This is a genomic window from Scytonema sp. UIC 10036 (assembly GCF_009725235.1).
Map to the genome: position 1 here is coordinate 65,015 of NZ_WJFC01000012.1, position 14,105 is coordinate 79,119.

Genomic DNA, 14,105 nt, shown 5'->3' on the forward strand with positions numbered 1-14,105 from the left:
ACAGGTAGACAACACACAATAAGTAGCCGTCATCAACTGCGTATACCAAGACGAATTAAAAATGGGCATTGGGCATTGGGCATTGCACATTGGTCAAAAGTAAGGGTTTTAACCTAGATTAAGCACGGGAGTCAGCGGAGAGGTTTTGTTTTTTTTGATAAGAAAGAATTATCTATGGCAAAGATTATATGTATAAGAAGATGTGATAGATATTTCTTAGGATAGATTTATTATATTTAACTCGGTATAATACGGCAATCGGTCTTTACTTTAAACAATTTGACTGAGGAGTGCATACTACCATGAGTCGGGGCAAAGTACTCAGTTGGTTGAAACTCGATCTTGTCACTGGATTGATTTTCAAAGTGCTAATTACCTCTTATGCTTGTAAAGCCTCGGCTGAGAGCTTGCCAATTGAACGTCTCAAAAAAACTGAAACCTTACCTCCTCCTCAATTTGACACTTCAGAACCTGCATATAGCAGTACCGTACCACCTACTATTCTATCTCAGGTTCCGAATCCCATTACTCCAGTACCACCACCACAGCCAATTCCCGCTCCAGTACCATCACCAGAAACTCCACTTGATATCGCTCCCACAACACCTTCCCCGTCAGAAGTACGTCCCGATCTTCCCGGAAGTATCAAAGTTATTAGGTTTGAGTTTGAAGGGAACACGGCATTTAGCGATAAAGAATTAAGCAAAATTACAGCCGAATTTCTCAACAAACCCATCGCCTTTTCCAAACTGCTGGAAGTAGAAGCTGCGATCGCAAAGCTTTACATTGAGAAAGGATACATTAATTCTGGTGCTTTTATCCCTGCAGGGCAAACCCTGTCATTAGAAGGAGCGGTGGTTAAAGTTCAGATTGTTGAAGGCGGCGTGGAGGAAATAAAAATCTCCGGGACGCGACGGTTAAATCCTAACTATATACGCAGTCGATTGAAACTTGGTACCTCTCAACCTTTGAATCGCAACCGCCTGCTAAAAGCCCTGCAACTCTTGCAACTAAATCCCTTGATTGAAAATCTTTCTGCTGAACTGTCACCTGGATCTCGTTTGGAGCAAAGTGTACTGGAAGTCAAGGTTGTAGAAGCAGACTCCTTCCGGACAGAGTTATTTGTTGACAATGGGCGTGTTCCTAGTGTAGGTAGTTTCCGACGGGGTATCCGTATCAGTGAAGGCAATGTCTTTGGTTTTGGCGATCGCTTTGGTGCAATATATACCAACACTGATGGGAGTAATTCTTTAGACCTCAATTACACGGTACCGATAAATCCCCGGAATGGAGCTATTATTTTGGCTGGTGGATTTACAGACACTTCGATTGTAGAACCACCTTTTGACAAAGCAGACATTACGGGTGATTCTTTTTACATAGACGTGGGTTTCCGCCAGCCGATTATCCAAACTCCCAACCGAGAATTGGCATTAGGTTTTAATATAGTGCGCCAGCAAAGTCAGACAGAAGTTGAAGGAGAAGGCTTTCGACTTTCACAAGGAGCTGACAGGAATGGAGAAACTCGTATAACAGCTTTACGGTTTGTTCAGGAATACACACAGCGGAGCACGCAACAAGTCTTTGCATTGCGCTCTCAGCTTAGTCTGGGAGTCGGGTGGTTTAATGCTACCATCAACAACGATCCTCCCGACAGTCGGTTTTTCTCTTGGCGGGGACAAGGACAGTATGTCAGGCTTTTGGCACGAGACACCTTACTGGTATTGCGCTCTGACCTACAGTTAGCAACAAAAGCCTTGGTGCCTTTAGAACAAATTGGCATAGGAGGTTTGCAAAGTGTCCGAGGTTATCGACAAGACCAACTTTTGGTCGATAATGGCTTTTTTGCATCTGCGGAGGTTAGGTTACCTGTTTTAAGAGTACAAAATATCCAAGGTATTTTGCAAGCAGTGCCGTTTGTAGATTTTGGCGTTGGCTGGAATAGCTCAGGCGATCGCAATCCAGATCCAGATCGCAATACCTTACTTGGTATTGGTTTGGGTTTGCAATGGCAAATGGGCGACAAATTGAATGCTCGCGTTGACTATGGTATTCCGTTGATTAACACTGAGTCGAGAGATAGGACTCTACAAGAGAAAGGTTTTTATTTTTCGGTCAATTACAGCCCGTTTTAAGAATTCTTTTGGTTAAAAAAACCTATTATTAGGCATCTACCATGAAACTATTTAAGCCACTCTTTTTCTTTTTCCCCCTGTGCTCTATTGCAAGTCTTGTACCTGTCACTATTGCCAACGCACAACAAGTAATTCCCGACAACAGCCTAGGGAGTGAAAGTTCTGTTGTCAATCAGAATGTTGAAGTGAAAGGTAGTCCAGGCGATCGTATTGACGGCGGTGCCACTCGCGGGACAAGTCTGTTTCACAGTTTTGAGAAATTTGATGTTAATTCCAATGGGAGAGTTTACTTTAATCCGCAGAGTAACATTCAAAATATTTTCAGTCGAGTTACAGGGGGAAACCCATCAAATATTCAAGGGACACTCGGCGTGCTCAACAGTGCTAATTTATTCTTCATCAATCCCAATGGTATTTTGTTTGGACCGAATGCCAAATTAGATGTAGGCGGTTCGTTTTTGGCAAGTACGGCAAACAGTTTGTTATTTGGCAACCAGTTTGAGTTTAGCGCCACTAGCAAACTAGCACCACCGCAATTGTTAACCGTTAACATTCCCACAGGTTTGCGTTTTCGAGACAATCCAGTCAATACGGCAAATCCAGTCAATATAACTGTTGAATCGTACTCTCAGGATATCAACGGCAATTATACTGGTCTGGAAGTTCTAGATGGAAAATCTATCGCACTCGTAGGTGGCGATATACTTGTAGATTATGGCAGACTAGTTGCTAGGGGTGGTCGCATTGAGTTGGGAGGAGTCAGAGGAACGGGTGAAATCGGGCTAGACGGTAATACTTTACAGTTAAATTTTCCCGATAATGTAGTGCGAGCCAATGTACGTCTGAGGAATTACGGTGAAGTCATTGTACGTGGTAGCGGTGGTGGAAATATCGCCATCAATGCCAAAGATATAGAGATAAGTGACGACAGTTTAGTACAAGGTGGGATAAGTTTGTCACCTACGGTACCTACTGGTGCTCAAGCAGGAGATGTGACGCTCAATGCAACAGGAGCAATAGAAATATCAGATGACGGTAGGATTAACAATGATGTTATCAATGCTCCCAACTACAGTGGCAATATTATTAGTGGTAACGGTGGCAACATTAATATTAAAGCAAGTTCGTTCTCAATGACTGGTGGCGCTGAACTAAGTGCTAGCACTTTTGCCAAAGGAAATGCTGGTAACGTCAACTTACGAGCTGAAAACAGTGTCTCTCTCACTGGTAGTGGCACTGCTATCTTTAGCAGTCTAGAGACTGGAAGTGAGGGCAAGGGTGGTAACATCAGTATCACTGTTGACAAAGGTTCGCTCAGTATGCGTGATGGCAGTAGCATTGTTGCTAGCGTTTATGGAAAGGGCAATGCCGGAAACGTCAACTTGCGTGCAGAGAATGGCACTGTCGCTCTTTCAAATGGCGACATCTTCAGCAATATAGAAGCAGGCGGTGATGGCAAAGGAGGCGTGATTGACATTACAGCGAAATCCTTGTCTCTCAGTAGTGGGACTCAACTACAAACCTTGATTCGAGCAGCAGAAGATGGTCTTTCTGCAGGACGAGGGGAAGCTGGAAGCGCTAATTTGCGTGCTGAGGAAGGAATCTCGCTCACTGGTAGTGGCACTAGAATCTTCAGTGATATAGGAACTGGAGGTGAAGGTAAAGGCGGTAACGTTAGTATCACTGTTGACAAGGGTTCATTTAATATGAATGACGGTGCTCGAATTGATGCTAGTACTGCTGGCAAGGGTGATGCAGGAAACGTCACTGTGCAAGCTAAGAATGGCAATGTCGTTCTTTCAAATGGCGACATATTTAGCAATATAGAAGCAGGCGGTGATGGCAAAGGAGGTGTGATTGACATTACAGCGAAATCCTTGTCTCTCAGTAGTGGGACTCAACTGCAAACCTTGATTCGAGCAGCAGAAGATGGTCTTCCTGCAGGACGAGGGGAAGGGGGAAATGTCAATTTGCGGGCTGAGGAAGGAATCTCGCTCACTGGTAGTGGCACTAGAATCTTCAGTGATATAGGAACTGGAGGTGAAGGTAAAGGCGGTAACGTTAGTATCACTGTTGACAAGGGTTCATTTAATATGAATGACGGTGCTCGAATTGATGCTAGTACTGCTGGCAAGGGTGATGCAGGAAACGTCACTGTGCAAGCTAAGAATGGCAATGTCGTTCTTTCAAATGGCGACATATTTAGCAATATAGAAGCAGGCGGTGATGGCAAAGGAGGCGTAATTGACATTACAGCTAAGTCCTTGTCTCTCAGTAGTGGGACTCAACTGCAAACCTTGATTCGAGCAGCAGAAGATGGTCTTTCTGCAGGACGAGGGGAAGGGGGAAATATCAATTTGCGGGTTGAGAATGATGTCTCTCTTACTGGTAGTGATACTAGAATCGTTAGTCGTCTACAACCAGGGGGTGAGGGCAAGGGCGGTAATGTTAGTATAACTGTTGACAAGGGTTCACTCAATATGAGTGACGGCAGTCGCATCATTGCTAGCACTTCTGGAAAGGGAGATGCGGGAAACGTCACTGTGCGGGCTGAGAATGGGACTGTCGCTCTTTCAAATAGCTACATCTTCAGCAATATAGAAGCAGGGGGAGATGGCAAAGGAGGTGTGATTGACATTACAGCCAATTCTTTGTCTCTCAGTAGTGGGACTCAACTGCAAACTTTGGTTCGAGAAGCAGATGATGGTCTTCCTGCAGGACGAGGGGAAGGGGGAAATGTCAATTTGCGGGCTGAGAATGATGTCTCTCTTACTGGTAGTGACACTAGAATCTTTAGCAGTCTAGAACGTGGGAGTGAGGGCAAGGGCGGTAATGTCAGTATCACCGTTAACAAGGGTTCGCTCAATATGAGTGACGGCAGTCGCATCATTGCTAGCACTTCTGGAAAGGGTAATGCAGGAAACGTCACTGTGCGAGCTGAAAATAGCACTGTCGCTCTTTCAAGTGGCTACATCTTCAGCAATATAGAAGCAGGGGGAGATGGCAAAGGAGGTGTGATTGACATTACAGCTAAGTCCCTGTCTCTCAACGGTGGTGCTCAACTGCAAACCTTAGTACGTCAAGCAGACGATGGTCTTCCTGCAGGACGAGGGGAAGCTGGAGACGTTATTGTGCGAGTTGAAGACAATGTCTCCCTTACTGGTAGTGGCAGTGCTATCTTTAGTCGTCTACAAGCAGGGAGTGAGGGAAAGGGTGGTAACGTCAGTATCACTGTTAACAAGGGATCTCTCACTATGAGCAACGGTGCTCAAATTAATGTCAGTACTTTTGGCAAGGGCAACACTGGAAACGTCACTGTGCGAGCTGAGAATGGTTCAGTTTTTCTCACTGGGAGTAACACTAGAATCTTTAGCAGTCTAGAACCTGGAGGTGAAGGCAAAGGCGGTAATGTCAGTATCACCGTTGACAAGGGTTCATTTAATATGAATGACGGTGCTCGAATTATTGCTAGCACTGCTGGCAAGGGTGATGCAGGAAACGTCACTGTGCAAGCTAAGAATGGCACTGTCGTTCTTTCAAATGGCGACATCTTCAGCAATATAGAAGCAGGCGGTGATGGCAAAGGAGGTGTGATTGACATTACATCTCAGTCTTTGTCTCTCAGTAGTGGGACTCAACTGCAAACCTTGATTCGAGCAGCATCTAATAGTCGTCCTGCAGGACGAGGGGAAGCTGGAATCGTCAATTTGCGGGCTGAGGAAGGAATCTCGCTCACTGGTAGTGACACTAGAATCTTCAGTAGTTTAGGAACTGGGGGTGAGGGCAAGGGTGGTAACATTAGTATCGCTGTTGACAAGGGTTCATTTAATATGAATGACGGTGCTCGAATCATTGCTAGCACTGCTGGTAAGGGAGATGCAGGAAACATCACTGTGCGAGCTGAGAATGGCAATATCGTTCTTTCAAATGGCGACATATTTAGCAATATAGAAGCAGGCGGTGATGGCAAGGGAGGCGTAATTGACATTACAGCTCAGTCTTTGTCTCTCAGTAGTGGAACTCAACTGCAAACCTTGATTCGAGAAGCAGAAGATGGTCGTCCTGCAGGACGAGGGGAAGGGGGAAATGTCAATTTGCGGACTAAGAATGATGTCTCTCTTACTGGTAGTGATACTAGAATCATTAGTCGTATACAACCAGGGGGTGAGGGCAAGGGCGGTAATGTCAGTATCACTGTTGACAAGGGTTCGCTCAATATGAGTGATGGCAGTCGCATCATTGCTAGCACTTCTGGAAAGGGTAATGCAGGAAACGTCACTGTGCAAGCTGAGAATGGCACTGTCATTCTTTCAAATAGCGACATTTTCAGCAATATAGAAGCAGGGGGTGATGGCAAAGGAGGTGTGATTGACATTACAGCCAATTCTTTATATCTCAGTAATGGTGCTCAACTGCAAACCTCAGTTAGTCAAGCAGAAGCAGGTCGTCCTACAGGTAAAGGAGATGCAGGTAGCGTTATAATTAATGCCAAGACCTTTGAAGCAACCAATGGTGGACAGGTCACTACTTCCACAAGTGGCAGTGGCAAAGCAGGTAATATTATCTTTAGGGTGAGCGATCGCATCCTCGTTTCTGGCAGTGACAGTGGATTCTTCTCAAGCACCAACTCCCAAGGCGATGGTGGTAGCATTGACATTGACCCCAAGGAGTTAATTCTTCGCGATGGTGCGACAATATCTGTGAATAGTGAAGGTAGCGGCAACGGTGGCAGCATTAAAATTGGGGCAGGAATTCTCAGATTGGACAATGCCAAGATTACTGCAGAAACCCAAAGTGCTCGGGGTGGTGATATCGAGCTAAATTTGCAAGACTTACTCATCTTACGTCGTGGAAGTACAATTTCTGCCACTGCAGGCAGAGCACAAGGCAGGGGTGACGGCGGTAACATCACTATCAATATTCCTGATGGCGTCATCATTGCCTTTCCCCAAGAAAATAGCGACATCACAGCTAATGCTTTTGAGGGTAGGGGTGGGAATATTACCATTAGAGGTGCATTGCTGGGAATCGCCCCACTCAGCCGACAACAACTTCAGCGACTCGATCCTAACCTCAATCCAAATAACGTCCCGACGAGTGATATCACTGCTATTTCCCAACAACAGCCGCAGCAAGAAGGTTCGGTGCGGCTCAATACCGAAATCGATCCCAATCGCGGATTGGTGGAGTTACCTGAAGAAGTCACGGATTCCTCAAAAGAAATTGCCCAAAATCCATGTCAGCGCGGTGTAGCTAGTCAGTTTATTGTCACTGGGCGTGGTGGTTTACCGACTAGTCCGGTTCAAACTGTCAACAGCAACAACGTACAAGTTGATTTAGTTGCGCCTGTGACGAGTGCTGGTGATTCTGCAAGTACAAGTCAAGTTTTATCATCGGCTCCAAATCCCAAACGGTTTGTTCCCGCACAAGGATGGGTATTTAACGAAAAAGGTGAAGTTGTGCTGACTGCTTACGATCCGGCTAACATCGGCGCACAACGTCCCTTACGAACTCTCACTCCTACTAGTTGTGCTGTGCGTTAAGTATCTTTTACATATTTTTTTCCCATTGGAAGATTAATTTAAATGAACCGCAAAGACGCGAAGAGCGCGAAGAAAGAGGAAAGGAATCGAGTATTAGAGGATGTTTGAAATGTCATGATTGATGTATTGAATATTTTTTACCCCACCCTAACCCTCCCCTTGGAAAGGGGAGGGAACGAGATTCCTCTTGTTTCCCCCCTTTACAAGGGGGGATTAAGGGGGTAGTTATGCGATTAAAATCACAGCCAACTAGTTTCCCCCCTTTACAAGGGGGGATTAAGGGGGGTAATTATGCGAACTCATATTGACAGGGGAAACCAACCATGACATATCGACAGACTATATTCTGGAAATTGCAAAATTTCTTTAAAAAGATCTACAGAAAACGTTCTCTTTTTCTCGCAGCTTTATTATTTACTCTCTCATCTATCTCACCTGTTGTCGCTAAGGTTTCTTTACCAACTCCTATTGTTCAATCTCAACAAGATGCAGGATTAGTGAGTGAGGCAACCCAATTATACCGCTCCGGACAGTTCCAAAAAGCGGCAGTTGTGTGGGAAAAAGCAGCAGATGTTTTTGCGGCTAAAGGTGATGGATTAAATCAAGCAATGGCGTTGAGCAATCTCTCTTTGACTTATCAACAAATAGGAGAGTGGGATAAAGCAACCAAAGCTATTGAAGAAAGCTTAAAACTTTTGCAAACTCAACAAGGAAAAGATAAATTAAACATTCAAGCTCAAACTTTAAATATTCAAGGCTATTTACAAAGGGAGTTAGGACAGTCAGAAAATGCTCTCAAAAGTTGGCAGGATTCTACTAAGATATACAGCCAAATAGGTGAGCCTGAGAAGTTAGCCAGAAGCACAATCAATCAAGCTCAAGCTATGCAAGATTTGGGTCTTTATTCTCGTGCTTGCAATACCTTGTTACAAGTTTTAAACAAAGTTATTGATGTGCAAAACTGTGAAAAGCTCAGTCAAATTTCTTTGGAGGAATTGCAAAAAAAACTGGAGAAAATCGCCAAAACTGAAGCTCCTACTTTACCTATAGTTGTAGCATTGAGAAGCTTTGGTGAATTGAGGGGATTGGAAGGTCAATTGGAGCAATCTGAAATCATTTTAGAAACTAGTAAAAACTTAGCTGAAAAATTGAATTCTCCTCAAGAGCAAGCGGCGACATATCTAAGTTTAGGAAATACGGAACGAGATTTGGCTAAAGTCAAAAAGGCTCGTGGGGAAATACAGTCTTACGAACTAAAAGCTTTAAACTCTTATAAAAAGGCAGTTAGTTTGTCCCCACTACCAGCTACACGACAGCAAGCAGAACTGAATCAACTCAATTTATTGATGAAAATGGAGAGATGGAATGAAGCAGAAGAACTATGGCGATCGCTCAATCCTCAACTTAATAACCTATCCCCAAGTCGCATGGGAGTGTATCTCCAAATCAATTTTGCCTATAACTTTCTCGAACTCGCTGAAGAAAGTAACTTCCAGCTTAAAACTCATTCCCAACTACCAACTTTAAACGATGTGGATAGAGTTTTAGCTAGAGCAGTCGAACAAGCGGAGCGTTTGGGAGACAAAAGAGCTGAGGCTTATGCTTTGGGAAATCAGGGGAGATTGTATACTTATAAAACTATGCAAAATTTACCCCAAGCAGAAAAATTGACAAGACAAGCTTTGAGTCTTGATTCAACTTTTAATGCACCAGATATAGCTTACCAGCATTTCCGACAGTTGGGAAAAATACGTCAAGCTCAAGGAGATATTCCAGAAGCGATCGCATCTTACACCAGCGCTTATGATGCTCTTCAGTTATTACGCAAGGATTTAGTCACAATTAACCCAGAAGTTCAATTTTCTTTTCAAAAAAGTGTTGAACCCATCTACCGAGAGTTAGTCGATTTAGACATGGAATATGCTAATACCTTAAAAGCAGCAGGAAAGAGTGAAGAAAGCCAAAAATTGATAGTTCAAGCCCGTAAAGTGATAGAGTCTCTTCAATTAGCTGAACTCAATAACTTTTTTAAAGAAGCTTGTGTAGAGGAAAAATCCAAACAAATTGATAACCTAGATAAAAAAGCAGGAATTATCTACACAATCGTTTCCCAAAACAAAATAACGGTTATTCTGAGCCTACCCCAACAGAAAGATTTAATTTTTCATACAACATCATTAGATCCAGAAGAATTTAAGAAAACCCTAGACGAAGTGCAACGTTCTTTGATAGACCCCGTTAGCGTGGAAGAAACTGCCCGCAACTATTACAATAAATTGTACAATTGGTTGATTAAACCAATTGAGTCAGAGTTAAGCAACAGTCAAGTCACAACTCTAGCATTCGTGTTAGATGGAGATTTGAGAAATATTCCCATGTCTGTTCTGTTTGATGGTCAGAAATATCTCATACAAAAGTATGCGATCGCTGTCACACCCGGTTTGCAGCTAGTCGATCCAAAACCTATCTCAAAGGTTGAGTTAAAAGCTTTTACCGCAGGACTCAGTAAAATTCGCAACCAGTTTGAACCACATAAAGATTTTAAAGCATTGAGTAATGTAGAAAATGAATTGCAACAAATTAAAAAGCTTGGAATCTCACAACATTTAGTTCTCAACGAAGAATTTACAAGTACCCAACTCAAAAAACAGATTCTTGCGTCTCGCGTTCCTCCCATAGTTCACCTAGCAACTCATGGTGAGTTTAGCTCCAGCCCTGAAAAAACTTTTATCCTTTCTTGGGACAGTCGTATCAACGTGAATCAGTTGGGTCAGTTATTGCAAAACACTGCTTTGTATCAGAATAGACCTATTGAGTTGCTAGTTCTCAGTGCTTGTAAGACAGCAAGTGGAGATAAGCGGGCTACCTTGGGACTCGCTGGAGTAGCAGTGCGGGCTGGTGCTCGCAGTACGCTAGCAACATTATGGTCAGTCGTAGATGAAACGACCGCTACAATCATGAGTGAATTCTACACTCAGCTAGAAGAAGCAAAAAAGACAAACCAAAATAAAGCGGAAGCACTCAGGAGATCTCAACTTAACATTATTGAGAAATACAAGCAGTACAGACATCCACATTACTGGTCACCTTTCATTCTAGTAGGAAATTGGCAGTAGGAATCGGACAGTTCTCGTTCCCAGGCTCAGCCTGGGAATGCCTTCGGACAGTTCTCGTTCCCAGGCTCAGCCTGGGAATGCCTTCAAGCGAGGCTCCGCCTCCCAAACGGCAAGGATAAGTTAAAATGCAGAGCACTCAGAAGCCCATGCTTGTGGGTCATATGCTCTCCTTGTCTTCCTTAGCGGACTTCGCGTCCTTTAGCGGTGTTTGTAGAAGCCATCCATCCCAAGGTGAATAGGGGTATGGTTATGAAAAATAGCGCTTTTTCTTGGGTCACAATACCCAATCCAAAATCTAAAATCTAAAATCTAAAATCCAAAATGAATAAGGGTTTAGCTCAAGTTATGACTGTGCAAAGTATAGAACTGGAGGCAGAGCCTCCCTTGAAGCATTCCCAGGCTGAGCCTGGGAACGAGGTGGGGGGTATGACCCATCATTCAGCAACGTTATCCTTGTAAGAAGTCGGGTATTTTGCAGTCCCTCAAAATCAATCTGGTTAAATACTAGAACTCAGGAGGTAACAGCAGCCGATCGATTTCAACGATCACACCATTCTTTGTTTGGATTGAGGGCGGCTTACCAACAGCATTATTCAGCTTGACAATACCATCAGAACCAACAGTAACTTTGACACTCTTACCTTCAGCAGTGCGGATTTCAGCACCATTTAAGTTTTTCTCAGTAATGAGACGTGAAACCAAATGATATTTCAGCACTTTGAGCCGATTTTCTGGTTGGTTGTATCGTTGATAGACATCTTTGGATAAAGCATTAAAGGCTTCGTCAGACGGAGCAAAAATTGTGAAAGGACCCTCTTGCTTCAACTCATCCAAAAGACCTGCTTGTTTCAATTCATAAACAAAATTGGTAAATTTGCTATCCTCTGCAAGGGTATCAGCAATGTTCTTTTCTGAGTTCCGATAGGAGGGATAGCTGCGATAAGCAGAAGGTTGAAAAAGTGCCAAGGGAGGATAAAATTTGGCTAACACGGGAAAACTGATGAAGGTAGTGACACCAGCAATTCCTACAATCAAAGCCAACCTTTTAAACAACTTTTTGGTATTCTGGGTGTTCTTCTTTTGAATAAGCATAAATTGTGTAAGTTCCTTATGAACTCTTTGATGCATTCCCGGTCTTTAGCCAAAATTCAATTGACGCATTGATAAAGGCTTGATACTATTCGCACAGTTAATAGTGGAGTCGGTAAATTGGATTGCTCCAGTTCACTACTCCTTACTCAAGTTTGAATTAAAATTAACTACAGCTTACTCTTCTCTGATTTCCCATGTTCTGTTTGCATTTTGGCAAACGTTTCCTTACACCTTATTCAAGACGAAAGTTGAACTTCTCGACCTTAGACAGCAAAGATTATACCACGACTACTTCATTTACATACCATACTTTGTAACAATAAGAGATGGTTTATGAATTAAAACAATGGAGGAAAATGATAACCCTCGGCTGATTCTCTCGTTCCGGTGGTTCTACCACAGAATGCAGCACAGCAGGCTCCGTCTTGTCAGCACCCCGTACTAAAGTAATGGGGCTTCACGCCTCGGAATTTTAATGATATTAGGAGGCGGAGCCTCCATGAAGGCATTCCCAGGCGGAGCCTGGGAACGAGGTAGGGGGATCTCACCCCTTCAATCCCTTGTCTTAACTCTTGTTTTTGAAAGAGTCTAGCCATTCTTGAACTTGATTTCGGGCAATATCTCGACCGCCTAAACCAAATGCTAGGGCAATTGCAACTGCGATCGCTCCTAACAAAAGTCCAAAAGCTAAATTCACAATATCGCTCGCAACGCCAATTTGCTGCAGTGCCATTGCAGATACTAGGGCAATAATGGCTATCCTTGCAACCTGACCCAAAACTCGTGCTTGGCGATCGCCTGAACTCGCAATAATGCTAAAAGCCAAATTTGCCAAATACAACCCAACAGCAAATACCACCAAACCAGCTAAAATCCTCCCCAAAATAATCACAATTCCTGTCACGAGTGTTGTCAGTGCGGGAATATTTAGGATATTCACTGCTGCAACAGTCGCAAACAGCATAATGCCAACTAAGACGACAATGCCAACAAATTGTGAAGGAGTACGGTTTGGGATCGCAGAGGCTGTAGGTTCTTCTGGAATCACAACTCGTTTGGTAGGTGATGGCAGACCTAAAACGGAGAAAATATTGTTAAAACCTATACTCGTGAGGATACTGGTAACTAACTCTGACACAAACCTGCCAAAAAAGTAAGCAATCAGCAAAATTGCTATTGCTGTAAAGATTGATGGCAGAGTGTTAAGAATCTGTTGCAGCATTGCGATCGCAGGTACAGAAATCGCTTGGATTTGCAACTGATTCAGTGCAGCGATCGCAACAGGAATCAAAATTAATACGTAGACAATCGTACCAATAATTGTTGATAGCGATTGTGTTCCTGCAGATGCAGTCAATCCAAACCGACTTCCCAAATGGTCAATCCCTGTCGTCATCAACAGATTGGTGACAATCCGTCTGACAATATTAGCCACAAACCAGCCAATAGTGGCAATCAGCGTTGCACCTAAGATGTTGGGAAGGATTGAAATAATTTGCGTGACTAGAGTTTGCACTGGTAACAATGCCTGGTTCAACCCCAAGCTATCGAGCACGGGGATGAGAAACACCAAAAGGACAAACCAGTACAAAGCATTGCCAATTGTCTCACTTAATGATATCTGATTGAGACTGGGAGCACTATCTTGTGGTGGATTTAACCGTTCATCCACCCGCAATGTTTGTAGCCCCCTTACTGTTATCAACTTTGCCAGGGTAGCCACTAACCAAGCAACTGCAAGGATAACGGCTGCACCAACAAACCTGGGTAAAAAGTCCCCAACTTGATTGAGAAAAGTATTGAGAGGTTGAGAAGCAACCCTCAGTTCTAGGGTATCTAGAACCGCAACAACCGTTATCAGGAGGATAGCCCAAAAGACTAAGTTGGCGATAATTTCCTCAACCTGTGGAGATTCCACTCCCGTGACGCCTGAAGCAATGCGATTGTCTATGTTCGTGCGGTTGAGGAGGGAACGGGTTACAGATTTAGCGACTGCAGCAATCAACCAACCCACCAACAAAATCAACGCCGCCCCGACTAACCGAGGCAGAAACTGGATGATTTGTTGCAGAGTCGCCTGTAGGTAATCAAATCCTTCAACTTGTTCGGATGGCAAAGTTGGAGATTGAGCAACCAACGGGTAGACCCTCATCGAAAAACCAACATCTATCACCTGGGATATACTTTGCCAAGTTGCGTTCATGGTTTTTTGAAATAAA

5 protein-coding genes are annotated in these 14,105 nt (G+C 43.7%); 3 read left to right on the top strand and 2 right to left on the bottom strand.

The genetic code is table 11. The features are described from left to right. The first annotated feature begins 302 nt into the window (after positions 1 to 302). From F7734_RS08100 to F7734_RS08110, 3 genes are all read left to right on the top strand, one after another. Positions 303 to 2,135 (top strand): ShlB/FhaC/HecB family hemolysin secretion/activation protein, encoded by a 1,833-nt coding sequence (locus tag F7734_RS08100; RefSeq protein WP_155744188.1) that lies wholly within the window; start codon positions 303 to 305, stop codon positions 2,133 to 2,135. Between the two features lie 41 nt (positions 2,136 to 2,176). After that, positions 2,177 to 7,678, top strand: coding sequence for a filamentous hemagglutinin N-terminal domain-containing protein (locus F7734_RS08105; protein WP_155744189.1), 5,502 nt, complete (start codon positions 2,177 to 2,179; stop codon positions 7,676 to 7,678). A 323-nt stretch (positions 7,679 to 8,001) separates the two neighbouring features. Then, positions 8,002 to 10,794 carry a CHAT domain-containing protein gene (locus F7734_RS08110; RefSeq protein WP_155744190.1) on the top strand — a complete coding sequence of 931 codons (2,793 nt, stop codon included), beginning with the start codon at positions 8,002 to 8,004 and terminating at the stop codon, positions 10,792 to 10,794. Between the two features lie 504 nt (positions 10,795 to 11,298). On the opposite strand, the gene F7734_RS08115 is transcribed toward F7734_RS08110, so the two are convergent. Both F7734_RS08115 and F7734_RS08120 read right to left on the bottom strand, forming a co-directional pair. Further along, positions 11,299 to 11,886, bottom strand: coding sequence for a fasciclin domain-containing protein (locus tag F7734_RS08115; RefSeq protein ID WP_155744191.1), 588 nt, complete (start codon positions 11,884 to 11,886; stop codon positions 11,299 to 11,301). 565 nt (positions 11,887 to 12,451) lie between these two features. Beyond that, positions 12,452 to 14,089 (bottom strand): mechanosensitive ion channel, encoded by a 1,638-nt coding sequence (locus F7734_RS08120; RefSeq protein ID WP_155744192.1) that lies wholly within the window; start codon positions 14,087 to 14,089, stop codon positions 12,452 to 12,454. Positions 14,090 to 14,105 lie beyond the last annotated feature (16 nt).

Coding starts and splice junctions, on each gene's coding strand:
- F7734_RS08100 (WP_155744188.1), top strand. CDS start 303: ATGAGTCGGGGCAAAGTACTCAGTTGGTTGAAACTCGATCTTGTCACT.
- F7734_RS08105 (WP_155744189.1), top strand. CDS start 2,177: ATGAAACTATTTAAGCCACTCTTTTTCTTTTTCCCCCTGTGCTCTATT.
- F7734_RS08110 (WP_155744190.1), top strand. CDS start 8,002: ATGACATATCGACAGACTATATTCTGGAAATTGCAAAATTTCTTTAAA.
- F7734_RS08115 (WP_155744191.1), bottom strand. CDS start 11,886: ATGCTTATTCAAAAGAAGAACACCCAGAATACCAAAAAGTTGTTTAAA.
- F7734_RS08120 (WP_155744192.1), bottom strand. CDS start 14,089: ATGAACGCAACTTGGCAAAGTATATCCCAGGTGATAGATGTTGGTTTT.